22 protein-coding genes are annotated in these 24167 nt (G+C 56.0%); 14 read left to right on the top strand and 8 right to left on the bottom strand.

Features of this window, described 5'->3' with window-relative positions:
• Positions 1-39 precede the first annotated feature (39 nt).
• Genes fhuC through fhuB form a run of 3 tightly spaced genes read left to right on the top strand, consistent with a single transcriptional unit; the run spans position 40 to position 3702 of the window.
• On the top strand, positions 40-834 hold the full coding sequence (gene fhuC / locus NR195_RS16350) for a Fe3+-hydroxamate ABC transporter ATP-binding protein FhuC (RefSeq protein ID WP_033756619.1): 795 nt from the start codon (positions 40-42) through the stop codon (positions 832-834).
• Positions 835-844: 10 nt separating this feature from the next.
• The gene (fhuD, locus tag NR195_RS16345) at positions 845-1723 is read left to right on the top strand and encodes a Fe(3+)-hydroxamate ABC transporter substrate-binding protein FhuD (protein WP_022625447.1); all 879 of its coding nucleotides are present in this window, start codon (positions 845-847) and stop codon (positions 1721-1723) included.
• A complete protein-coding gene (gene fhuB, locus NR195_RS16340) occupies positions 1723-3702 on the top strand; it encodes a Fe(3+)-hydroxamate ABC transporter permease FhuB (protein WP_256844722.1) in 1980 nt (659 codons plus the stop codon). The genes fhuD and fhuB overlap by 1 nt, the downstream gene beginning before the upstream one ends.
• 355 nt (positions 3703-4057) lie before the next feature.
• On the opposite strand, the gene hemL is transcribed toward fhuB, so the two are convergent.
• Positions 4058-5338: a glutamate-1-semialdehyde 2,1-aminomutase gene (gene hemL, locus NR195_RS16335; RefSeq protein WP_062759653.1), complete on the bottom strand. Its 1281-nt coding sequence runs from the start codon at positions 5336-5338 to the stop codon at positions 4058-4060.
• Positions 5339-5541: 203 nt separating this feature from the next.
• Between hemL and erpA the strand changes: the two genes are divergently transcribed.
• Complete coding sequence (gene erpA / locus NR195_RS16330) at positions 5542-5889, top strand: iron-sulfur cluster insertion protein ErpA (protein ID WP_010254064.1); 348 nt, start codon at positions 5542-5544, stop codon at positions 5887-5889.
• A gap of 30 nt (positions 5890-5919) precedes the next feature.
• Here the strand turns inward: erpA and NR195_RS16325 are convergent, their stop codons facing one another.
• The 3 genes from NR195_RS16325 to mtnN all read right to left on the bottom strand — a co-directional run bounded on the left by NR195_RS16325 (position 5920) and on the right by mtnN (position 7780).
• Positions 5920-6171: a hypothetical protein gene (locus NR195_RS16325; protein ID WP_256844721.1), complete on the bottom strand. Its 252-nt coding sequence runs from the start codon at positions 6169-6171 to the stop codon at positions 5920-5922.
• Between the two features lie 123 nt (positions 6172-6294).
• Positions 6295-7089 (bottom strand): vitamin B12 ABC transporter substrate-binding protein BtuF, encoded by a 795-nt coding sequence (gene btuF, locus NR195_RS16320; RefSeq protein ID WP_010671857.1) that lies wholly within the window; start codon positions 7087-7089, stop codon positions 6295-6297.
• Positions 7082-7780, bottom strand: a complete 699-nt coding sequence (gene mtnN, locus NR195_RS16315) for a 5'-methylthioadenosine/S-adenosylhomocysteine nucleosidase (protein WP_086905233.1) — start codon at positions 7778-7780, stop codon at positions 7082-7084. Before mtnN ends, btuF begins: the two co-directional genes overlap by 8 nt.
• Positions 7781-7872: 92 nt before the next feature.
• Between mtnN and dgt the strand changes: the two genes are divergently transcribed.
• From dgt to NR195_RS16300, 3 genes are all read left to right on the top strand, one after another.
• A complete protein-coding gene (gene dgt / locus NR195_RS16310; protein WP_033787341.1) occupies positions 7873-9363 on the top strand; it encodes a dGTPase in 1491 nt (496 codons plus the stop codon).
• A 134-nt stretch (positions 9364-9497) separates the two neighbouring features.
• Positions 9498-10943, top strand: coding sequence for a serine endoprotease DegP (gene degP / locus NR195_RS16305; protein ID WP_033756626.1), 1446 nt, complete (start codon positions 9498-9500; stop codon positions 10941-10943).
• Positions 10944-11127: 184 nt separating this feature from the next.
• Positions 11128-12285: a CdaR family transcriptional regulator gene (locus NR195_RS16300; RefSeq protein ID WP_010254083.1), complete on the top strand. Its 1158-nt coding sequence runs from the start codon at positions 11128-11130 to the stop codon at positions 12283-12285.
• Between the two features lie 60 nt (positions 12286-12345).
• On the opposite strand, the gene NR195_RS16295 is transcribed toward NR195_RS16300, so the two are convergent.
• The 4 genes from NR195_RS16295 to map all read right to left on the bottom strand — a co-directional run bounded on the left by NR195_RS16295 (position 12346) and on the right by map (position 17386).
• Positions 12346-12738, bottom strand: coding sequence for a DUF3461 family protein (locus tag NR195_RS16295; protein ID WP_010254085.1), 393 nt, complete (start codon positions 12736-12738; stop codon positions 12346-12348).
• A 224-nt stretch (positions 12739-12962) separates the two neighbouring features.
• A complete protein-coding gene (gene dapD / locus NR195_RS16290; RefSeq protein ID WP_010671859.1) occupies positions 12963-13787 on the bottom strand; it encodes a 2,3,4,5-tetrahydropyridine-2,6-dicarboxylate N-succinyltransferase in 825 nt (274 codons plus the stop codon).
• A gap of 83 nt (positions 13788-13870) precedes the next feature.
• Complete coding sequence (glnD, locus tag NR195_RS16285) at positions 13871-16525, bottom strand: bifunctional uridylyltransferase/uridylyl-removing protein GlnD (RefSeq protein ID WP_010671860.1); 2655 nt, start codon at positions 16523-16525, stop codon at positions 13871-13873.
• Between the two features lie 66 nt (positions 16526-16591).
• A complete protein-coding gene (gene map, locus NR195_RS16280) occupies positions 16592-17386 on the bottom strand; it encodes a type I methionyl aminopeptidase (protein WP_010254092.1) in 795 nt (264 codons plus the stop codon).
• Positions 17387-17704: 318 nt separating this feature from the next.
• Here map and rpsB point away from each other — a divergent pair, with 318 nt between their 5' ends.
• The 7 genes from rpsB (at position 17705) to cdsA (ending at position 24166) form a co-directional block, all read left to right on the top strand.
• The gene (rpsB, locus tag NR195_RS16275) at positions 17705-18430 is read left to right on the top strand and encodes a 30S ribosomal protein S2 (protein ID WP_008925636.1); all 726 of its coding nucleotides are present in this window, start codon (positions 17705-17707) and stop codon (positions 18428-18430) included.
• Positions 18431-18612: 182 nt separating this feature from the next.
• Positions 18613-19464, top strand: coding sequence for a translation elongation factor Ts (tsf, locus tag NR195_RS16270; RefSeq protein ID WP_010254097.1), 852 nt, complete (start codon positions 18613-18615; stop codon positions 19462-19464).
• A 157-nt stretch (positions 19465-19621) separates the two neighbouring features.
• On the top strand, positions 19622-20347 hold the full coding sequence (gene pyrH / locus NR195_RS16265; RefSeq protein WP_010254099.1) for a UMP kinase: 726 nt from the start codon (positions 19622-19624) through the stop codon (positions 20345-20347).
• 143 nt (positions 20348-20490) lie between these two features.
• Positions 20491-21048 (top strand): ribosome recycling factor, encoded by a 558-nt coding sequence (gene frr, locus NR195_RS16260; RefSeq protein ID WP_010254103.1) that lies wholly within the window; start codon positions 20491-20493, stop codon positions 21046-21048.
• Positions 21049-21159: 111 nt separating this feature from the next.
• Positions 21160-22356 (top strand): 1-deoxy-D-xylulose-5-phosphate reductoisomerase, encoded by a 1197-nt coding sequence (ispC, locus tag NR195_RS16255; protein WP_022625453.1) that lies wholly within the window; start codon positions 21160-21162, stop codon positions 22354-22356.
• A gap of 181 nt (positions 22357-22537) precedes the next feature.
• Positions 22538-23290 (top strand): (2E,6E)-farnesyl-diphosphate-specific ditrans,polycis-undecaprenyl-diphosphate synthase, encoded by a 753-nt coding sequence (ispU, locus tag NR195_RS16250; RefSeq protein ID WP_010254107.1) that lies wholly within the window; start codon positions 22538-22540, stop codon positions 23288-23290.
• An 18-nt stretch (positions 23291-23308) separates the two neighbouring features.
• Positions 23309-24166: a phosphatidate cytidylyltransferase gene (cdsA, locus tag NR195_RS16245; protein WP_010254111.1), complete on the top strand. Its 858-nt coding sequence runs from the start codon at positions 23309-23311 to the stop codon at positions 24164-24166.
• Position 24167 lies beyond the last annotated feature (1 nt).

Genomic DNA, 24167 nt, shown 5'->3' with positions numbered 1-24167 from the left:
TTTAACCGGGCGCTTCGGCGCCCGTTCACAGGGATAACCATGCCGCATCCGCACGCAGAAGAGGCGACCTTTACGCTGAAAAACGCCAGTTTTGAAGTGCCGGGCCGGACTCTCCTTCAGCCACTGTCGCTGACCTTTCCGCCGGGAAAAGTGACCGGGCTGATCGGTCACAACGGCTCGGGCAAATCAACACTGTTAAAAATGCTGGGTCGTCACCACGCGGCCAGCAGCGGAGAGGTGCTATTGAATCAGCAGCCCGTCGGGCGCTGGAACAGCAAAGCCTTTGCCCGTCAGGTAGCCTATCTGCCGCAGCAGTTACCGGCAGCCGAAGGGATGACGGTGCGTGAACTGGTGGCGATTGGCCGCTATCCCTGGCACGGCGCGCTGGGGCGCTTTGGTCAGGAAGATCGCGACCGGGTAGAGGATGCGATTGCCCAGGTCGGACTTAACGCCTTTGCCGGACGGCTGGTAGATAGCCTGTCGGGCGGCGAGCGTCAGCGCGCCTGGCTGGCGATGATGGTGGCGCAGAACAGCCGTTGTCTGCTGCTGGATGAACCGACGTCGGCGCTGGATATTGCCCATCAGGTTGAGGTGCTGGCGCTGATAAAAGCGCTGAGCCAGCAGCGCGGCTTAACCGTGATTGCGGTGCTGCACGATATCAATATGGCAGCACGCTACTGCGATCATCTGGTGGCGCTGCGTCAGGGCGCGATGATTGCCGAAGGAGACGCAGAGGCGATTATGCAGGCTGAGGTGCTCGGTGCGATTTATGGCATTCCGATGGGCATTTTACCGCACCCGCAGGGCGGCGCGCCGGTCAGTTTTGTCTGTTAAGGAGAGGATGATGCCCGATCTTAATCGCCGCCGACTGATGCTGGCGCTGGCAGTCTCTCCGCTGTTTTGTGCGCTTCCCCTGCGTGCCGCCACGCCAAATCCGGGTCGGATTATTGCACTGGAGTGGTTACCCACCGAACTGCTGATAGCACTAGGCGTCACGCCCTGGGGCGTGGCCGATCTGCACAACTACAACATCTGGGTAGGGGAGCCGCCGCTGCCTGAAGGCGTGATCGATGTAGGTCTGCGCACTGAACCCAATCTTGAGCTGATGGCGCAAATGCAGCCGTCGCTGATCCTCTGCTCCAACGGCTACGGCCCGCCTAAAGAGAAACTGACGCGCATCGCGCCCATTATGGGCTTCGACCTCCACAGCGGCGACGGGAAACCTCTCACTGCCGCGCGCGCATCGCTGCGTCAGCTGGCGGCGCGCCTTGGATTAAGCGCGCGAGCGGAACAGCATCTGCGCGAGGTCGATGATCAGCTGGCGGCGGCGCGCCAGCGGCTGGCGCCCTATGCCGGACGCACTATCCTGCTGATGTCGCTGCTCGACAGTCGTCACGCCATTACCTTCGGCAAAAACAGTCTGTTTCTGGAAGTGATGACTCTGCTGGGCCTGAAAAATGGCTGGCAGGGTGAAACAAATTTCTGGGGCAGCGCGGTGATCGGCATTGAAAAGCTGGCGCAGGTCGGGGATGTGGATGTCATCTGCTTTGATCATGATAACGATGCGGAGATGCAGCAACTGATGCGCAGCCCGCTGTGGCAGTCGCTGCCGTTTGTACGCACCGGACGCTTTCAGCGCGTCCCGGCCGTCTGGTATTACGGTGCGACGCTCTCGGCGCTGCACTTTGTTCGCGTGCTGGAACGCGCGCTGGAGACGCACTGATGCGCCATGCTCTGTTTCCCGCAGGCCTCCTCAGCCTGCTGTTTCTGCTGGCGCTCAGCCTGACGCTGGTCAATCTGCATCAGGCGTTGCCACAGGCTGAATGGTGGCAGGCACTCTGGTCTCCGGCGGTCGATAGCCTGCCGCAGATGGTGTTTCACCACAGCCTGCTGCCGCGTATCGTGCTGGCGCTGCTGGTGGGGAGTGGACTGGGGTTAGCCGGTCTGCTGTTTCAGCAGATATTGCGTAATCCGCTGGCGGAGCCAACCACGCTGGGCGTCTCTTCCGGCGCACAGCTGGGCATTACCGTGGCGACGCTGTGGCATCTGCCGGGCGGGGCGCTGACACAGCAGTTTGCCGCGCTCAGTGGCGCGCTGCTGGTGGGCGCGCTGGTGTTTGGTGTGGCCTGGGGCAAACGTCTGTCGCCGGTAACGCTGATTCTGGCCGGGCTGGTGCTGAGCCTCTACAGCGGCGCGGTGAATCAAATCTTCGCTATCTTCAATCACGATCAGCTGCAGAACATGTTTCTGTGGAGCACCGGCGCGCTGAATCAGATGAACTGGGAAAATGTGCAGCAACTCTGGCCGCGCCTGCTGCTGGCGTTTGTGCTGGCGCTGGCGCTGCTGCGTCCGCTGACGCTGATGGGGCTGGATGATGGCGTAGCGAAAAACCTTGGCCTTGCGCTTTCCGTGGCGCGTGTCGGTGGCCTCGGGCTGGCGATCCTGCTCAGCGCACAGCTGGTCAACGTCGCCGGTATCATCGGCTTTATCGGGCTGTTTGCGCCGCTGCTGGCGAAGATGCTGGGTGGACGACGGCTCATCACCCGGATGCTGCTGGCTCCGCTGACTGGCGCGCTGCTGCTGTGGCTGGCGGACAGTTGCGTGTTGTGGCTCAGCACTCACTGGCGCGATATCCCGACCGGCACCGCCACGGCGCTGCTCGGCGTACCGATTCTGCTGTGGCTGCTGCCGCGACTGCGCACCGGTTCGGTGCCGCCCGCGCTGAATCAGGGTGATAAGGTGCCCGTCGAGCGACAGAACCTGCTGCGCTGGGCGCTGACCGGGCTTGCCATCCTGGCACTGCTGGGGTGGGGCGGTCTGGCGTTTGGGCGAGATGCGCAGGGCTGGGTCTGGTCTGCGGGTGAGATGCTGCAATCGCTGCTGCCGTGGCGCGCACCGCGCGTGCTGGCCGCGCTGGTGACCGGCCTGATGCTGGGCGTGGCGGGGAGTCTGATTCAGCGGCTAACCGGCAATCCCATGGCCAGCCCGGAAGTGCTGGGCATCAGTTCGGGTGCCGCTTTTGGCGTGGTGATGATGATGTTCTTTGTACCGGGCGATGCGCTGGCCTGGCTGCTGCCCGCCGGTGCGCTGGGCGCGGCGCTGACGCTGCTGGTGATCATGGCGGTAGCCAGTCGGGGCGGCTTTTCGCCGGAACGAATGCTGCTGGCGGGCATGGCGCTTAACAGCGCCTTTGTCACCCTGCTGATGCTACTGCTGGCGAGTGGCGATCCGCGTATGGGCGGGCTGCTGAGCTGGATCTCCGGCTCGACCTATAACATCAGCGGCACTCAGGCGATTCAGAGCGCAATCTGCGCGCTGGTGCTGGTGTCGCTGGCACCGCTGGCCAGTCGCTGGCTGACATTGCTGCCGCTGGGAAGCGCTACCGCACGCTCGGCCGGTATGGCGTTGACGCCTGCGCGGCTGAGTCTGCTGCTGCTGGCGGCCGCGCTGACCGCCAGCGCGACACTGACTATCGGTCCGCTGAGTTTTGTCGGACTAATGGCACCCCATATGGCGCGCATGCTGGGATTCCGGCGGGCGTTGCCGCAACTGCTGCTGTCAGGATTACTGGGGGCGGGATTGATGGTGCTGGCTGACTGGTGCGGACGAATGCTGGCATTCCCGGATCAGATCCCAGCCGGGCTGATGGCGACCTTTTTAGGCGCGCCTTACTTTATCTGGCTGCTGCGGCGTTCAGGTTAAGAGGAAAAAGCAGGCTGGTTTCAGACGCCGGCCAGATCCAAAGTAGGGTGAATCTGACAACAACGAAGAAGCTCAATGCGCAGGAAATTGGGTCAGAGGAGGAAAGCGTCCCGCGGCAGGGACAAAAACGCCGGGAGCGTTTTTGAACAACGCGAAGCGTTGGCCCGGCAACGGGCGCACCTCATGGATGAGGTGCGTAATCGCGCGGGCCGAGCGAGTCATGGATGACGGCTTTCGCGCCTTTCCGATCTGACCCTGTTTCCTGTGCGTGCACCCTCTCACAACAGAGCGGGGCAAGCCTCATCAATAACAAAAGACCGGCTGCTGCCGGTCTTCATCTTTAACGCTGCCGCAATTACAGCTTCGCGAAACAACGACGCGCGGCGTCGACAGTGCGCTGAATATCCTCTTCGCTGTGCGCCAGCGACATAAAGCCCGCTTCATAGGCTGAAGGCGCAAAGTAAACGCCCTCTTCAAGCATCAGGTGGAAGAAGGTTTTAAAGCGCTCCACATCGCAGCGGGTCACATCGGCGTAACAGGTCACACTGTCAGCATCGGTGAAGAACAGGCCGAACATCCCGCCAACATGGTTAATCACCAGCGGGATATTTTGCTGTTGTGCTGCTTCACGCAGACCCTCTGCCAGCTTGCGGGTCAGGGCATCCAGCTTCTCATGGGTGCCCGGCTGCGCGATCTGCGTCAGGCAGGCGAAACCCGCCGCCATGGCGATTGGGTTACCAGAGAGCGTTCCCGCCTGATAAACCGGACCGGTCGGAGCCAGCGCCGCCATCACTTCGCGACGGCCACCGAACGCACCGACCGGCATCCCGCCACCAATGATTTTCCCAAGGCAGGTCAAATCAGGGCGCACATTGTAATGAGCCTGCGCGCCACCCAGCGCGACACGGAAACCGGTCATCACTTCATCAATAATCAGCAGTGCGCCGAACTCATCACACAGTGAACGCAGACCCGTCAGGAACTCTGGCTGCGGTGGGATGCAGTTCATGTTGCCAGCCACCGGCTCAACGATGATGGCCGCAATCGACTCGGGATATTGCTCAAAAGCGCTGCGCACTGAGTCGAGATCGTTAAAGGTGCAGGTCAGGGTATGTTTAGCGAAATCGGCCGGTACGCCCGGCGAGTTCGGCTGACCCAGTGTTAACGCACCGGAGCCGGCTTTCACCAGCAGATGATCGGCGTGGCCGTGGTAGCAGCCTTCAAACTTGATGATTTTATCGCGGCCGGTAAAGCCACGCGCCAGACGGATAGCGCTCATGGTCGCTTCGGTGCCGGAGTTGACCATCCGCACCATCTCCATGCTCGGCACCAGCTCACACACCAGCTGCGCCATGGTCACTTCCATTTCGGTCGGTGCGCCAAAACTTAAGCCGCGCTGTGCCGCTTCAATCACGGCGTTACGAATCGCCGCGTTGTTATGACCCAGCACCATCGGACCCCATGAGCCGACATAGTCGATATAGGCTTTGCCGTCAGCGTCATAGAGATAGGCGCCATCAGCGTGTTCAATAAACAGCGGAACGCCGCCCACACCGGTAAATGCGCGTACTGGCGAGTTTACCCCACCCGGGATCAGGCGTTGTGCCTCGGCAAACAGTTGTTCGGACTTACTCATTTTCGGCTCCAGCGGTTCATAAAAATATTGCGCCATTCTACGGAAGAGGGGCAGCAGACGAAAGGTGGATTCACCCCCTGTGCCCTTAACAGGAGTGAAAGCGGCACAGAGTGCGAAGGGCAGAGCTTGATTGCGCTGAGGTGCTGGCTGATAATAGCGTAATTAAGGTCGTTTTCTGACCTGGGCGTTTACCGGAGTAAAACATGAGTGATGAAGTAGTAGCACTGCCGTTGCAGTTTACCGACGCCGCAGCCACCAAGGTGAAGAACCTGATTGCCGACGAAGAGAACCCGGCGCTGAAACTTCGCGTCTATATCACCGGTGGCGGTTGCAGTGGTTTCCAGTACGGCTTCACCTTTGATGACCAGATGAATGATGGCGACATGACGATTGAAAAGCAGGGCGTCTCACTGGTGGTTGATCCGATGAGCCTGCAATATCTGGTGGGCGGTTCAGTGGATTACACGGAAGGTCTGGAAGGCTCACGCTTTATCGTGACCAACCCGAATGCCAAAACCACCTGTGGCTGTGGCTCTTCCTTCAGTATCTGATAATGCAGGCCGTCATACAGACGGCCTCGTTTACCATTCTATTGTGACCAGCCGGTTACTTTGCTTCACACTTCCCTGCGATTGAATCTGGCCGTTTGTTACGCGCGGCTGCGCGCTTGCCTGTCTGCCGCAGTTGATCTGCGGCGCGAGCTGACCGTTAGCCGTGTTGATTTCACAGCGTGAATAGATGACAAGTCTGGCGCCAATAGAGCCATTTATCGATCCTGCAAAGGCAGAACCGGCGATCGACAGCCCTATGGCCAGCAGCAGTGCTCTGGTCATATAAGGTTCCTGGTGTTTTAAAAAAGCGCCGGAGCGCTAAAAGGACGGCGAGCATACGTGGCGCGTTCGTCTCTGGTATTGATCAACGGCAAAAATCGCAGTGACTTTAATCAATTCGCCGATTTATTCATCGGGATGCAGGGCCGCACAGAGTTGCTGCGCGGCCAGCAGCAGTCGCGGGCCTGGCCGGCTAAGCCAGTCCTCGTTGATGGCAATCACCGGTACATCCAGCTGCGGTCGCCAGAACACCCGGATGTTTTCCGCCTGCTGCGCACTGCCACCCGTCACAACGGCCTGAGGATGGCGCATCAGCACCTGCTCACGGCTGACCTGCGGCCAGCTGACGCGGCTGTCAGCAAAGATGTTCCTGCCGCCACATAACGTAATAATTTCATTCTGCAGCGTGGCTCTGGCGGCGGTAAACAGGGGCTGCTGACCAAATTGCAAAAAAAGCGGAACCGCAGTCAGATGAGCATAGCGCTGACGCAGCGCGGCTTCCTGCTGACGTAACTGGCGGGCAGCGCGAGTTGCCTGCTCCGGTCTGGGGCTCCAGTGGCCCAGATCGGCCAGCGCCGTGAACATCTCATCCAGCGTCAGCGGATCAATCCATTTAACCGGCACGCCGAGCTGCTGTAGCTGGTCAATCTGCCGCTGCGGATTACCGCCTCGCCAGGCTAACACCAGATCCGGCTTAAGCTGCAGAATACGTTCAGCCTTGATGCCCTGCCAGTTTGCGACCTGCTCAATCTGTTTCGCCTGCGGCGGATAGTCGGACCAGGCGCTGACCGCAATCGGGGTAATCCCGGCAGCAAAGGCGAGTTCGGTAAGGTGAGGGGAGAGGGTAATCACGCGTGGCGGGGAAGCCAGCAGGCTGCCGCTCAACAGCAGCAGCCAGCAGAGGAGTAGCGTTTTAGCCACGCGCCAGATGCGCCAGCAGGTTCTCCACCATCAGCGAAGATTGCTTCGCCGCAACGCTTAAGAACTCATCAAAGCTGAGGTGAGATTGCTTATCGGCCACGTCGGAAATGGCGCGAACGACCACAAAAGGCACCTGGAATTGATGACAGACATGGCCGATAGCGGTGGCTTCCATCTCAACGGCAATCGCCTGTGGGAACAGATTACGAATGCGCGCCAGCGGTTCGGCACCATTGATAAAGGCATCACCGCTGACCACCAGACCGCGTACGGCATTCAGATCCAGCTGCTTAATACAGGCTTCTGCAGCGGCGATAAGCTTGCTGTCTGCCACAAACGCGGCCGGACAACCCGCCATCTGACCCGGCTCATAACCAAAAGCGGTGACGTCAGCATCGTGATAACGCACTTCTTCTGACACCACGATATCACCGACGCTGAGCGACGGCGCTAAACCGCCAGCCGAACCGGTGTTGATCACCACATCCGGCTTGCAGAGCTGCAGCAGCAGCGTGGTACCCAGCGCGGCAGAGGTTTTACCAATGCCCGATTTCAGCAGAGCCACCTCAACGCCCTGCAGGGTGCCGGTATAAATTTCACAACCCGCCAGCGACAGCGTTTGACGGTTTTCAATTTTGTCGCGCAGCAGTGTGACTTCCTGCTCCATCGCGCCAATAATGCCTGCTTTCATAGTGAGTTCCGCTAATGTAAAGAATCAAAATTTAGGGCATAGTCTACCATGGCATTCAGGGGATTAATTCACGAAAAAATAAGGGGTAATCCATGTCAGCGATCAATTTCAGGAAGAAGATCAGCTTCTCGCGCCCTTATAACAGCCGCAAGGAACCGGAAGGCGAATATTACATTACGCGCCATTTTGAGAGCGATCGCGGACGGATTATAAACTCCGCCGCAATCCGGCGTTTGCAGCAAAAAACGCAGGTGTTTCCGCTGGAGCGTAACGCTGCCGTTCGTTCCCGCCTGACGCATTCGCTGGAGGTGCAGCAGACCGGGCGTTACATCACCAAAGAGATCCTGCAAACCCTGAAGATGCAGGGCGGGCTGGCGCAGTATGGTCTTGATGAGCTGGAAGGCGCGTTTGAAAGTCTGATAGAGATGGCCTGTCTGATGCATGATGTCGGTAATCCGCCTTTTGGCCATTTTGGCGAGGCGGCGATTAACGACTGGTTTGAAGAGAACCTCTCTGCCGAGCTGGTGGATCCGCTGGTGGCCGGCGTGGAAGGAGAAGCACAGCGTAAAGCCTTTGATCAACTCAACGCCATGATCCGCCAGGATCTCTGCCACTTTGAAGGCAATGCGCAGGCGATCCGGATGGTGCATACGCTGCTGCAACTGAATCTCAGTTATTCTCAGGTCGCCTGCATCCTGAAATATACCGCGCCTGCCTGGTGGCAGGGGGAAAAGCCCGCCGAATTTAGCGTACTCATGAAGAAGCCTGGGTTTTATCTCTCTGAGCAGGATTATATTGCCGAACTGCGCGCTGCCACCAATATGGAAGAACACCACCGTTTTCCGCTGACTTATATAATGGAAGCTGCGGATGATATCTCCTATTGTATTGCCGATTTGGACGACGCTGTAGAAAAAGATATCTTTAATGTTGAAAGTTTGTATGAGTTTCTCAATAAAGCCTGGGGGCCGGTTAAAAATAATGACGCTTTCAGCCGGACTATTGGCGAAGCCTGGCGTGAAGCCTGCAGTAAAAAACGCCGAAGCCGCAGCGATCAATTTTTTATGTCACTCCGCGTAAATGTTCAGAGCGTGCTGGTAAGCTATGCGGTGAAACGTTTTGTTGATAATCTTCCTGCTATATTCGATGGAAGTTTTAACCATGCGCTACTGGAAGATGAGGGTGAAGAGGGCCGCTTACTGCAATTGTTTAAAACCGTTGCGCGCCAGCAGGTCTTTAATCATTCTGAAGTAGAGCAGCTGGAGTTGCAGGGTTACCGGGTGATTAAAGGGCTGCTGGAGATCTATCAGCCGCTGATGCGCCTTAATTACGAAGCCTTTACCACGCTGATAAATGAAGATTTCCTGCGTCAGCATCCGATCGAAACCCGGCTTTTTCATAAGCTCTCGGGTAAACACCGTAAAGCCTATTTGCATAAGATGCGTAATCTGGTTGTAGAACATAAATATCAGCGTCTGTTGTGGGAACGTTATTATCGCTTCCGGCTCATTCAGGATTATATCAGTGGTATGACCGATCTCTATGCCTGGGATGAGTACCGACGACTGATGGCGGTAGAATAAGCCGCCAATTGTAAAGAGCGCGAATAAATTTTTACTTTTGCCTTAAACTTTTAAAGGAACTTCGCGCTAAAACATTTATCTCACCTTTCGACCACAGCAATGGTCTGAACAGTAATCTTATTGAGAAACGAAAAATGAAAAAAAAGACCTTAATGTTAAGTGCGCTGGCGTTAAGCCTGAGCATGGCGCTCGCCCCTGTTACTGTTTCTGCTGCGCAAACGGCCTCTTCCGATAGCCTGCAACAGCCAAGTCTGGCACCGATGCTGGAGAAGGTGATGCCGTCTGTGGTCAGTATCAGCGTCGAGGGGACCACCACGGTGAAAACCCCGCGTATGCCGCAGCAATTTCAGCAATTCTTTGGCGACAATTCGCCATTCTGCCAGGATGGTTCCCCGTTCCAGGGTTCACCGATGTGCCAGAACGGCGACGGTGCAGGCGGTAACGGCGGCGCGCCAGTGCCTGATACACAGCAGGAAAAATTCCGTGCTCTGGGATCGGGCGTCATCATTAACGCTGAAAAAGGCTATGTGGTAACTAATAACCACGTCGTGAATAATGCCACCAAAATTCAGGTACAGCTCAGCGACGGTCGTCGCTATGACGCCAAAGTCATCGGTAAAGATCCCAGCTCTGACATTGCCCTGATTCAGCTGCAGGAAGCCAAAAATCTTACCGCAGTCAAAATCGCTGACTCTGACAACCTGCGCGTCGGCGATTATACCGTGGCGATCGGCAACCCTTATGGTCTGGGTGAAACGGTCACCTCAGGTATCGTCTCCGCGCTGGGACGCAGTGGCCTGAACGTGGAAAACTACGAAAACTTTATCCAGACAGATGCGGCCATTAACCGGGGCAACTCCGGTGGTGCGCTGGTTAACCTCAACGGTGAACTGATCGGGATTAACACCGCCATTCTGGCGCCCGATGGCGGCAACATCGGTATCGGCTTTGCTATCCCCAGCAACATGGTGAAAAACCTGACGGCACAGATGGTCGAGTTTGGTCAGGTGAAACGCGGCGAGCTGGGCGTGCAGGGGACTGAGCTGAACTCTGAGCTGGCAAAAGCGATGAAGGTCGACGCACAACGTGGTGCCTTTGTCAGCCAGGTGCTGCCAGACTCTGCGGCTGCCAAAGCCGGTATCAAAGCGGGTGACGTCATTGTCTCGATGAACGGTAAACCGCTGAGCAGCTTTGCTTCGCTGCGTGCGGAAGTGGGCTCACTGCCGGTTGGCACCACCCTGAAACTGGGGCTGCTGCGTGACGGCAAACCGGTCGATGTCTCTGTTAAGTTGCAGCAGAGCAGCCAGTCAAAAGTGCAGTCCGCGACCATCTACACCGGCATTGAAGGCGCCGATCTCAGCAATATCGAAGCGGGTACCAAAGGTGTCCGGGTTGATAACGTGAAACCGGGCAGTGCTGCGGCGCGTATCGGCCTGAAAAAGGGCGATGTGATTCAGGGCGTTAACCAGCAGGTGGTAACCAACCTGGGTGAGCTGCGCAAAGTTCTCGATAGCAAGCCGTCCGTTCTGGCGCTGAATGTGAAACGCGGCGACAGCAGTATCTATCTGCTGATGCAGTAAGCGAACAACAACGGATTAAGAGGCGGACTGCGGTCCGCCTTTTTTATGTCCACTTTCTGCCTCGTCAGAGTGTGATGCTCGCCGCAAATTTGGTAAATGACGGCCTGGCTCTGTGCAATTGCACAATGTTCTGCGTGCTGTGCATGCGTATTCTGTTTCTCCCCCCTCTTTTCAGGAGTAATGGATGGCTACCTATCACCTTGATGCCCGGCTGGCACAGGATATCGTGGCGCGCACCATGAAAATTATTGACAGCAATGTCAACGTGATGGATGCGCGGGGCCGGATTATCGGCAGCGGTGACCGGGAACGTATTGGGGAGTTGCACGAAGGTGCACTGCTGGTGCTCTCTCAGGGGCGCGTTGTCGACATCGATGAGGCCGTGGCTAAACATCTTCATGGCGTGCGGCCTGGCATTAACCTGCCGCTGCGCATCGATGGTGACATCGTTGGGGTGATCGGCCTGACCGGCGAGCCGCTGGCGCTGCGGCATTATGGCGAGCTGGTCTGCATGACCGCGGAGATGATGCTGGAGCAAGCCCGGCTGCTGCATATGCTGGCGCAGGACAGCCGTCTGCGTGAAGAGCTGGTGCTGAACCTGATCCGCAGCGATACCCTGTCGCCACAGCTGACCGAATGGGCGCAGCGGCTCGGTATCGATCTCAATCAGCCGCGTGTGGTCGCCGTAGTGGAAGTGGATAGTGGTCAGCTCGGCGTCGACAGCGCGATGTCAGAGCTACAGCAGTTGCAAACGCTGCTGACCACGCCGGAGCGGGACAATCTGATCGCGATTGTGTCACTGACCGAAATGGTGGTGCTGAAACCGGCCCTTAATGGGCATGGGCGTCACGATCAGGAAGATCATCGCCGCCGCGTAGAGCAGTTACTACAGCGGATGAAAGAGAGCGGTCATCTTCGGATGCGTATCGCGCTGGGCAACTTCTTTACCGGACCCGGCAGCATCGCACGCTCTTACCGGACGGCGCGCACCACGATGATGGTGGGCAAGCAACGTATGCCCGAGGTGCGCAGCTATTTTTATCAGGATCTGGTGCTGCCCGTGCTGCTCGACAGCCTGCGGGGTGGCTGGCAGGCCAATGAGCTCGCCCGGCCACTGGCGAAGCTCAAGAGCATGGATAACAACGGCTTGCTGCGCCGTACGCTGATCGCCTGGTTTACCCACAACGTCCAGCCGAGCGCCACCGCGCGTGCGCTGTTCATTCATCGTAATACGCTGGAATACCGGCTGAACCGGATTTCTGAACTGACCGGACTGAATCTTGGCCATTTTGATGACAGGCTGTTGCTCTATGTTGCTTTGCAACTGGATGAGCAGGGCTGAAGTGAAGATTTGCGGCATAAAAAAGGCCAGCAATGCTGGCCTCTCTGGTCGGGCAGGAAATTAACGACCGTTACGGGTTAATTTTTCCAGATCCGATTCAATTTCAGTGATCTTGTGAGAAACCACGCTTTCCAGGTGACGCAGGTCATCCAGAATTTTGCGTTTCAGATCGACTTCAACCTGATCGCGCTGGCAAATCTGGTCCAGTTCATCGATGACATAACGCAGATTCGGGCTTATTTCCTGAACTTCTTTGTAGCCCTGGGTCGCGTGATCGGCAACAACCGTTTTGCGCTGGCGCGGATATTTGAATTTGACGCTCTTCGCGAAAAACTCACCTTTATCTTTGCGGAAGTAGATTTTCAGAATGTCGTTATTGGCTTCCTGACGCAGGCTATAGCGGTCAATGTCGTCCGGGTTACTGATACCTAAGCTTTTCAGATTGTCATACATAGCGTTGTTTCCATCAAAAGTGAGAAGCGCGCAGACTTGTTCATGACGTCCGTCAACTGTAGACATAAATAAGCGGGATGAACATTGCGCGACAGGATTTAACTGGCGCGGATTATGACCTGGATAAAAACTAAACGCACCAGTTAATTCGCGACGCGAAGCATGTTGTTCAGGAATCACTGTAAAGAAAAGATGACGGGCTGGAAACCAGCCCGTCGCTTAAATCAGTCGATGGTGCGCAGCAGCTCGTTAATACCTGTTTTGCCAAGCGTTTTCGCATCCACTTTCTTCACGATTACGGCACAGTAGAGGCTGTAGCTGCCATCTTTAGAGGGCAGGTTACCTGAGACCACCACGGATCCCGCAGGAACACGGCCGTAATGCACTTCGCCGGTCTCGCGGTCATAGATTTTGGTGCTCTGACCGATGTAAACGCCCATTGAGATCACGGAACCTTCTTCAACAATCACGCCTTCAACGATTTCAGAGCGCGCGCCAATGAAGCAGTTATCTTCGATGATGGTCGGGTTCGCCTGCAGCGGCTCCAGCACGCCACCGATACCCACGCCGCCAGAAAGGTGAACGTTTTTACCAATCTGCGCACAGGAGCCAACGGTCGCCCAGGTGTCCACCATGGTGCCTTCATCCACAAAGGCGCCAATGTTGACGTAAGAAGGCATCAGCACCGTGTTGCGGGCGATATAGGCACCCTGACGCACAGCCGCAGGCGGCACGACGCGGAAACCGGCTTCTTTGAAACGCGCTTCATCCCAGCCTGCAAACTTCATCGGCACTTTGTCGTAAAAGCGGGTTTCTGCACCTTCCATCACCTGATTGTCATTGATGCGGAAAGAGAGCAGTACGGCTTTCTTCAGCCACTGATGCGTTACCCACTCGCCGTCGATCTTCTCAGAAACGCGCAGTGCACCGCTGTCCAGCAGGGCGATCACCTGGTTGATGGCATCACGGGTTTCGCTGTCGACGCTGGCGGGTGTGATGTCAGCGCGACGTTCGAAGGCGGATTCAATAACGCTCTGTAACTGTTGCATATTTTTTTCCTGATCTGTCATGTGCGATGCCGGGCAATACCCCGACACAAGTAAAGAGATTAATGTTTACAAATCGAGTCTGGTCACACTTTATCGTTTGGATTAAGGGCCTCTGTCAACCGTTGTCGCAACGCTTTTCGCATTTCTTCGTCCAGTGCCTGACGTTCGCTGTTGGCCAGAATAAACAAATCTTCGACCCTCTCGCCGATGGTGCTGATGCGTGCGCCATGCAGTGAGACTCCGAGATCGGCAAAGACTTCACCGACCCGCGCCAGCAGGCCTGGCTGATCCAGCGCCACCAGTTCCAGATAGCTGCGACGATCGGTATGCGTCGGCAGGAAATTGACCTCGGTATCGACGCTGAAATGCCTGAGTTTGGCCGACGGACGGCGGGTACGCGGGGGCGCCCACTCTGACTGGGTTATTGCCTGCTCCAGCGCCTGAATGATCATCGGATGGCGATCCGGAGAGAGCGGGCTGCCATCCGGCTCCAGCACAATAAAGGTATCCATCGCCATGCCGTCGCGGCTGGTAAAGATTTGCGCATCGTGCACGCTGAGATTACGGCGATCGAGTTCACCCGCAACGGCGGCAAACAGGTGCGGGCGATCGGGACTCCAGATAAAGATTTCGGTCCCGCCGCGCGTGGCCTGCGGACTGACCAGCACCAGCGGTTTTTTCAGGTCGTGAACCAGCAGGTGACGGGCATGCCAGGCGATCTGATTCGGCGTATGGCGCAGGAAGTAGTCAGCGCGGCAGCGATTCCAGATCTGGTGCAGACGCTCTTCATCAATGTTGTCCATCCGAAGCAGCGCCAGCGCCTGCAGGCGATGATGACGCACCCGCTCACGCAGATCCGGACTGTTTTCCATGCCGCGTCGCAACTGCTTCTCGGTGGCGAAAAAGAGCTCACGCAACAGGCTCTGCTTCCAGCTGTTCCACAGACTTTCATTGGTGGCACAGATATCGGCTACGGTCAGGCAAACCAGATAGCGCAGCCGGTTCTCATTCTGCATCACCTCGGCGAACTGCTGTATCACCGTCGGGTCCTGAATATCGCGCCGCTGTGCTGTCACCGACATCAGCAGATGATGACGCACCAGCCAGGCCACCAGCTGGGTTTCACGTGAGTTGAGGCCGTGCATTTCAGCAAAGTCGAGCGCATCCTGCGCGCCGAGAATAGAGTGATCGCCGCCGCGCCCTTTGGCGATGTCATGCAGCAGCGCGGCCATCAGCAACAGCTCCTGCTGCGGCAGGCGCGGCCATAACTCGACGCACAGTGGATGCTGCGGACGGGTGCTTTCATTGGCAAAACTTTCCAGCTTCTGCAGCACCCGAATGGTGTGCTCATCCACGGTGTAGGCGTGAAACAGATCGAACTGCATCTGTCCGACGATATGGCCCCACAGCGGCGTATAAGCCCACAGCACGCTGTAGCGATGCATCGGCACCAGCGCCCGGCTGACCGCGCCGGGATGGCGCAGAATCGACATAAAGGTGCGGCGCGCTTCCGGGATCTGACACAGCGGCTGTTTAAGATGACGACGCGCATGGCGCAGGTGACGCAGGGTGGTGGAGTAGATCCCTTTGATGCTGTCGTTACGCACCATGACGTAGAACATGCGCAGAATCGCCTGCGGCTCTCGCCGGAACAGCGTTTCGTCGCGCAGGTCGATCAAATCGCCACGCAGCTGAAAATCGTCATCGATAGGCCTGGGCTTTTCGCTGGTGGAGAGCGCCAGAATCGCCTCATCAAACAGCTGCAGCAGCATCTGATTCAGTTCGCCGATACGCCGCGTGACCCGATAGAAATCTTTCATCATCCGCTCGACCGGCTCATTGCCCTCGCCCTGATAATTCAGGCGTTGTGCCACGCTGAGCTGGCGATCAAACAGCAGGCGATTATCGTAGCGGGGCAGGGAGAGGTGCAGGGCAAAGCGGATGCGCCAGAGAAATGCCTGACATTCGTTGAGTTCGCTGCGCTCCGCGTCGGTGAGGAAACCAAAGCCGACCATCTCATCCAGCGTGGTGGCGCCAAAATGGCGTCGGGCGACCCACTGCAGCGTATGAATGTCCCGCAGGCCACCGGGGCTGCTTTTAATGTCCGGTTCAAGGTTATAGCTGGTGCCGTGATAACGCTTGTGGCGCTCCTGCTGCTCTTCAATTTTGGCGGCGAAAAAGCAGGATGAGGGCCAGAAACCATCGCTGAAGATGTTTTTCTGTAATTCCAGAAACAGCGCCACATCGCCGGTCAGCATGCGTGACTCAATCAGATTGGTGGCAACGGTCAGGTCAGATAACCCCTCCAGCAGGCACTCTTCCAGCGTGCGGACGCTGTGACCCACTTCCAGCTTAAGGTCCCACATCAGCGTTAACAGATCGCTGGTGCGCTGCGCAGCCTGTTCATTCAGCGGCTGGCGGCTCAGGATCAGGACGTCAATATCAGAGAGTGGATGCAGCTCGGCACGGCCATAGCCGCCAACGGCGACCAGCGCGATAGCCGGCATCTCATCAAAGCCAAAAAAGCGCCACAGGCGACGCAGCAGCCGATCGATAAACAGCGTGCGGGCATCAATCAGCGGCTCAACGGGTTCACCGGCATCAAACGCGGCGGCCAGATGTTGCTGAAACTGCTCCAGCCGCGGCTTCAGAATGTCACGTGTCAGCTGGTCGTCACCCCATTCGGCTGGCGAATCGACCAGACCGTTTTTCACATCTTCTGACAGACTCACGCTCATGCAGCTCTTCTCTTTTTTAGCCAAAAAAAAGCCGGCTCAGCGCCGGCTTGATCTGTAATGGGGGAATTACCCTTCGGCGACAAGCACAGCGGGCAGCGTGTCGTCTTTGCGCAGGGTTAAAATCTCACAGCCGTTCTCCGTCACCACAATAGTATGCTCATACTGCGCGGACAAGCTGCGATCTTTGGTTTTTACCGTCCAGCCATCTTTCATGGTGCGGATGCGGTAATCCCCGGCATTGACCATCGGTTCTACCGTAAAGGTCATGCCCGCCTGGAGTACCACGCCGCCATCATCGGCATCGTAATGCAGCACCTGAGGCTCTTCATGGAAACCCTTGCCGATACCGTGACCGCAATATTCGCGCACCACAGAGAAGTCGTTGGCTTCGACATATTTCTGGATGGCGCGACCCAGTTCGCGCAGGCGGATGCCGGGCTTGATCAGACGCAGTGAGAGATAGAGGCTCTCCTGCGTGACACGGCACAGGCGTTCGCCCTGAATGGTCGGCTTACCGACGATAAACATCTTTGAGGTATCGCCGTGGTATTCATCTTTAATTACGGTGACATCGATATTCACTACATCACCATCTTTTAACGGACGATCATCGCTGGGGATCCCGTGGCACACCACTTCATTCACCGAGATGCAGACCGACTTCGGAAAGCCGTGATAGCCGAGGCAGGCGGAGACGGCCTGTTGCTTTTGAGTAATGTGATCGTGGCAGATGCGGTCCAGTTCACCGGTGGTCACACCCGGTTTTACGTAAGGCTCGATCATCTCCAGCACTTCGGCGGCCAGTCGGCCCGCGACGCGCATTTTTTCGATTTCTTCAGGGGTTTTAATTGAAATTGCCATTAAATTAATCCGCAGTTGTCGAAATTTTCGACAATAATAAGTTCTGTGCTGTCATGTTAGCAGCCAGCAAATGGGCTGCCAAATAGAGAACGCGCTGACCTCCGTCAGCGATCATTTATTGGCGTCCCTGGGCTGGTTGTGGTATAAAGCGCGCCGACGATTCTCTGTATGGCCGTTTCGGTCAGCAGGAAACGCATAACTCTCATTATGTGTAATAAAACACACATGTATCGACACATACGCCGGGGTGCCTTGAAAGAGGTCGGTCGTATGGGATACATGGAGGCCCAACCCCAATCAAACTTTAGAGGTTTTATCATGGCAACTGTTTCCATGCGCGACATGCTCCAGGCTGGTGTTCACTTCGGTCACCAGACCCGTTACTGGAACCCAAAAATGAAGCCATTCATCTTTGGTGCTCGTAACAAGGTTCACATCATCAACCTGGAAAAAACTGTACCTATGTTCAACGAAGCTCTGGCTGAACTGAACAAGATCTCTTCCCGTAAAGGTAAGATCCTGATCGTAGGTACTAAGCGTGCTGCTGCTCAGGCGGTAAAAGAGTCTGCACTGAGCTGCGACCAGTTCTTCGTAAACCACCGCTGGTTGGGTGGCATGCTGACTAACTGGAAAACCGTGCGTCAGTCAATCAAGCGTCTGAAAGATCTGGAGATTCAGTCTCAGGATGGTACTTTCGACAAACTGACCAAAAAAGAAGCGCTGATGCGTGCGCGTGAGCTGGCCAAGCTGGAAAACAGCCTGGGCGGTATCAAAGATATGGGCGGTCTGCCAGACGCGCTGTTTGTTGTCGATGCTGACCACGAACACATCGCAATCAAAGAAGCAAACAACCTGGGTATCCCGGTATTTGCTATCGTTGATACCAACTCAGATCCAGATGGCGTTGATTTCGTTATCCCAGGTAACGACGATGCAATCCGTGCTGTAAACCTGTACCTGACTGCCGTTGCGACCACCGTTCGCGAAGGCCGCTCTCAGGACCTGGCTGAGCAAGCTGAAGAAGCGTCTTTAGAAAACGCTTAATAAGGTTTGCTCTGCATAAGAGCCCTTAGCATTCAGATGTGATCTGTAAGGGGCCTATACTGGCCCCTTTATTTTATCTAAGTCTGTTACGCCCCCCAACCGGACGGCGGGACAGAGTAAATTTTCCGCAAATAAGTGTCTGCTGGTGCAAACGTACACAGGCACGAACCGAGGATTCTGGAATGGCTGACATTACCGCTGCATTGGTAAAAGAACTGCGTGAGCGTACTGGCGCTGGCATGATGGATTGCAAAAAAGCGCTGACTGAAGCGAATGGCGACATTGAGCTGGCGATTGAGAACATGCGTAAGTCTGGCGCAATCAAAGCAGCGAAAAAAGCAGGCAACGTTGCTGCTGATGGCGTAATCAAAACCAAGATCGTTGGCGACTACGGCGTGATTCTGGAAGTAAACTGCCAGACTGACTTCGTTGCAAAAGATGGCGGTTTCCAGGCGTTCGCAGACAAAGTTCTGGATGTGGCTGCAGCTGATCGCGTTACCGACGTTGAAGTTCTGAAAGCGCAGTTCGAAGAAGAGCGCGTTGCACTGGTTGCTAAAATCGGTGAGAACATCAACATCCGTCGCGTTGCTATCCTGGAAGGCGCAGAGCTGGGCAGCTACCTGCACGGCGCACGTATCGGCGTTCTGGTTTCAACCAAAGGCGCTAACGAAGATCTGATCAAACAGATCGCGATGCACGTTGCGGCAAGCAAGCCTGAATTCGTTAAGCCAGAAGACGTTTCTGCTGACGTGGTTGATAAAGAGTACCAGGTTCAGCTGGACATCGCGATGCAGTCTGGCAAGCCAAAAGAGATCGCAGAGAAGATGGTTGAAGGCCGTATGAAGAAATTCACCGGCGAAGTCTCTCTGACTGGTCAGGCTTTCGTTATCGACCCAAGCAAAACCGTTGGCCAGGCTCTGAAAGAGCAGGGCGCTGACGTTATCAACTTCATCCGCTTCGAAGTTGGTGAAGGCATCGAGAAAGTTGAGTCTGACTTCGCTGCAGAAGTTGCAGCAATGTCCAAACAGTCTTAATGCTTTGAAAGAACCGCCAGATGGCGGTTCTTTTTTGTCTGTGAATCGCAACAGATACGTTTTCAGTTTCATCCCAATAGCAATTTCATTGCGGTAAGCGGATGATCGATCAGAATTTACTTCTCCTTTACACCCAATCTTCCAGGAAGAACTGACCATGGCGACCAACGCAAAACCTGTTTATCAACGTATCCTGCTTAAACTCAGCGGCGAAGCCCTGCAAGGCGCTGAAGGTTTTGGTATCGACGCGAGTGTGCTTGACCGCATGGCACAAGAGGTAAAAGAGCTGGTTGAACTGGGCATCCAGGTTGGCGTGGTGATTGGCGGAGGGAACCTGTTCCGTGGAGCGAGCCTGCAGCAGGCCGGCATGAACCGCGTTGTGGGTGACCACATGGGTATGCTGGCAACCGTGATGAACGGCCTGGCGATGCGTGATGCACTGCACCGCGCCTATGTGAATGCACGCCTGATGTCAGCGATTCCACTGAATGGCGTCTGTGACAACTACAGCTGGGCAGAAGCAATCAGCCTGCTGCGTAACAACCGCGTGGTGATCTTCTCCGCCGGTACCGGTAACCCGTTCTTCACCACTGACTCTGCAGCGTGTCTGCGCGGCATTGAGATTGAAGCGGACGTCGTGCTGAAAGCGACCAAAGTGGACGGCGTCTACTCTGCGGATCCGGTGAAAAGCCCGGACGCAACGCTGTATGAGCAACTGACCTATGCTGAAGTGCTGGATCAGGAGCTGAAAGTGATGGATCTTGCGGCCTTTACCCTGGCGCGTGACCATAAATTACCTATCCGTGTTTTCAACATGAATAAGCCTGGCGCACTGCGTCGCGTAGTGATGGGTGAAAAAGAAGGCACCCTGATTACGCATTAATACCCGAGGCGAGATAAAATAAGGTATATTCTGTCAGCGCGATGATAATGCATCGCGCACCAGTCAGGATTATCGATGATTATCGATCCCGCTTCCGGTTACGCCGGAACTGGCCAGGTCAAACCGAATCCAAGGGTTTCAACGTGATTAACGACATCAAAAAAGATGCTGACACGCGCATGGAAAAATGCGTTGAAGCATTCAAAACCACCATCAGCAAAGTGCGCACCGGTCGTGCTTCACCTTCGCTGCTCGACGGCATCGTCGTCGAATATTACGGCACGCCGACGCCACTGCGTCAGCTGGCTTCTGTCACTGTGGAAGATTCACGCACGCTGAAAATCAACGTGTTTGATCGTTCACTGAGTCCGGCAGTCGAAAAAGCGATCATGAAGTCCGATCTCGGTCTGAACCCAAGTTCAGCCGGTACCGACATCCGTGTTCCGCTGCCTGCGCTGACAGAAGAGCGTCGTAAAGATCTGATTAAAATCGTGCGCGGCGAAGCCGAGCAGGGCCGTGTGTCGGTACGTAACGTCCGTCGCGATGCCAACGATAAAATCAAAGCGCTGCTGAAAGATAAAGAGATCAGCGAAGACGACGAACGTCGTGCGCAGGATGAAGTGCAAAAAATGACCGATGCGTACATCAAGAAAGTTGATGCTGCACTGTCAGAAAAAGAGACGGAGCTGATGGATTTCTAATCCCATCACTGCCGGACAAAACGCCGTACAGAGAGGTATTCGTATGAATGCGACATCTGGCGGCGTTTTACATTGTGCCTGTGGGCACGCTGACTTCACACGGATAGCTTCATGAAGCGATTAACTCTGCTGGGATCCACCGGCTCAATCGGCACCAGTACGCTGGCGGTGGTGCGCGCCAACCCGGCGCTTTATCAGATTACGGCGCTGGTTGCCGGCCATAACGTGGCGCTGATGGCCGAGCAGTGTGCGGCCTTTACACCGCGCTACGCCTGCATGGCAGACGAGGCATCCGCCGCTGCGTTGCGTGAGCGACTGAGAGCAATCAGGGTCAATACTGAAGTGCTCTCCGGCGTTCAGGCAGCCTGTGAGCTGGCCGCGCTGGATGAGGTGGATCAGGTGATGGCGGCGATCGTTGGCGCATCGGGTTTGCTGCCGACGCTGGCGGCCATTCGCGCCGGAAAAACGGTGCTGCTGGCCAACAAAGAATCGCTTGTCACCTGCGGCCGTTTGTTTATGGAGGCCGTGCGTCATCATAACGCACAGTTACTACCGGTCGACAGCGAGCATAACGCCATTTTTCAGAGTTTACCGGCTACCATCCAGCATCAGTTAGGTTACGCTGACCTGCGGGATAATGGCATTGAGTCGATTATCCTTACGGGATCGGGTGGTCCTTTTCGTGACACAGATTTAGCGGATCTCAGCGCCATGTCGCCAGATCAGGCCTGTGCACATCCGAACTGGTCGATGGGGAGAAAAATCTCTGTCGATTCGGCCACCATGATGAATAAAGGTCTTGAGTACATTGAAGCCCGTTGGTTGTTTAATGCCAGCGCAGCGCAGATGGAAGTGATACTCCACCCACAGTCGGTGATTCACTCCATGGTGCGATACTGCGATGGCAGCGTGCTGGCTCAATTAGGTTCTCCTGATATGCGTACGCCGATTGCCCACAGCATGGCCTGGCCTTCGCGCATCAATGCAGGCGTGACGCCGCTGGATTTTACCCGCATGTCGGCGCTCTCCTTTGCAGAACCTGATTTTAGTCGCTACCCCTGTCTGAAACTGGCCATTGATGCCTGTGATGCAGGGCAGGCGGCGACCACCACGCTGAATGCAGCCAACGAGGTTGCCGTCGCGGCTTTCCTGAATCACCAGATCCGCTTCACCGACATTGCCGCGCTAAATAGTGAGGTGATGGCGGCACAAGTGTGTCCGGAGCCGGATTCGGTGGACGCTGTCCTTGAAATCGATCGCACTGCGCGTGCGCTGGCGACAGAAATGTTGCCGCGTTTCACGTCGTGATGCCGATCGTTATGAGGCCATTTGTTCGCTTCAGGTGAAAATGATATAGTCGCTGGCTCGCGTTTCACGGTCTGTCACCGAATTCGGTGTGGCCCGGCACTGAGAGTGTGTCGGGATTTGAATCGGGCGCAATGTATTCAGAAACCACAGCATTTCTGATGAAAGGAATTGGTTAAGCGTTATGTCGTCTAACAATCACAACAACACTGATGACCAGCAGGGAAACGGTCCGCGCCACGTCGCTATCATCATGGATGGCAATGGCCGCTGGGCCAAAAATCAGGGAAAATTGCGCATTTCAGGCCACAAAGCTGGCGTTAAATCGGTACGCCGTGCCGTCAGCTTTGCGGTCAGTAACAATCTTGAAGCCCTGACGCTTTACGCCTTCAGCAGTGAAAACTGGAGTCGTCCGCCGCAGGAAGTCACCGCGTTAATGGAACTCTTTGTCTGGGCGCTTGATAGTGAAGTGAAGAGCCTGCACAAACACAATGTTCGCTTACGCGTCATTGGCGATACCAGCCGTTTCAGCCCGCGTATTCAGGAACGTATTCGCCGTTCTGAGACGCTGACCGCAAATAATAGTGGCCTGACGCTCAACATTGCTGCCAACTATGGCGGCCGTTGGGATATTATCGAAGGCGTGAAAAAACTGGCTGAACAGGTTCAGGAAGGATTACTGCGACCTGACCAGATTACCGAAGAGAGCCTGACGTCGCAGCTCTGTATGCAGGAGCTGGCGCCAGTGGATTTAGTGATAAGGACCGGGGGAGAGCATCGGATTAGCAACTTCCTGCTGTGGCAGATTGCCTATGCTGAATTCTATTTTACCGATGTGCTCTGGCCGGATTTCGATGAACACGTTTTTGAAGGTGCACTGAATGCATTCTCTCTGCGGGAGCGTCGTTTTGGCGGCGCTGCACCAGGCGGCGCCTGAGCAATCTGGGGGTAACCTTTGCTGAAGTCTCGTCTGATTACCGCGTTGATATTAATTCCGCTGGTAATAGCTGCACTGTTCTGGTTACCGCCTGTTGGCTTCGCCCTGACAACCATCGTTATCTGCATGCTGGCAGCCTGGGAATGGGGTCAGTTTGCAGGGATGGCATCACGGCAACAGCGCGTCTGGCTGGCTGTACTTTGTGGTCTGCTGCTGGCGCTGATGCAGTTTACGCTGCCACCTTATCAACACACGGTGCATCTGCCACAGATCGCGACATCGCTTTGGGCGTCGCTGGTGTGGTGGGTCGTTGCACTGCTGCTGGTGCTCTCCTATCCCGCTTCTGCGGCCTTCTGGCGCCATTCGCGTCCCCTTCGCTTACTGTTTGGCGTGTTAACGCTGGTCCCTTTTTTCTGGGGCATGGTGGCGCTGCGCCAGTATCACTATGACACCGACCACTTCGCCGGTGCCTGGTGGTTGCTGTTTGTGTTGCTGCTGGTATGGGGAGCGGATTCAGGTGCTTATATGTTTGGCAAGATGTTCGGCAAGCACAAGCTGGCGCCAAAGGTCTCACCAGGCAAAACCTGGGAAGGCTTCCTGGGCGGTCTGGTCACCTCGGCGCTGATTGCAGTGCTGTTTGCGACGCTGGCGCCACTGACGGTTTCCACCGGTACGCTGGTGATTTGCGCGATTATCGCGACGCTGGCCTCTGTGCTGGGCGACCTCACTGAGAGCATGTTTAAACGTGAAGCGGGCATCAAAGACAGTGGTAATCTGATTCCTGGTCACGGCGGCATTCTTGATCGTATTGATAGTCTGACTGCGGCGGTGCCGGTGTTTGCCTGTTTATTGCTGCTGGTGTTTCGCACCCTTTAAG

The organism is Pantoea sp. Ft-CA_14 (genome assembly GCF_024520875.1).
Taxonomy (GTDB): Bacteria; Pseudomonadota; Gammaproteobacteria; order Enterobacterales; family Enterobacteriaceae; genus Pantoea; species Pantoea agglomerans.
Note: the sequence above shows the minus strand (reverse complement) of the source record. Positions and strands in the feature narration are given on the sequence as shown.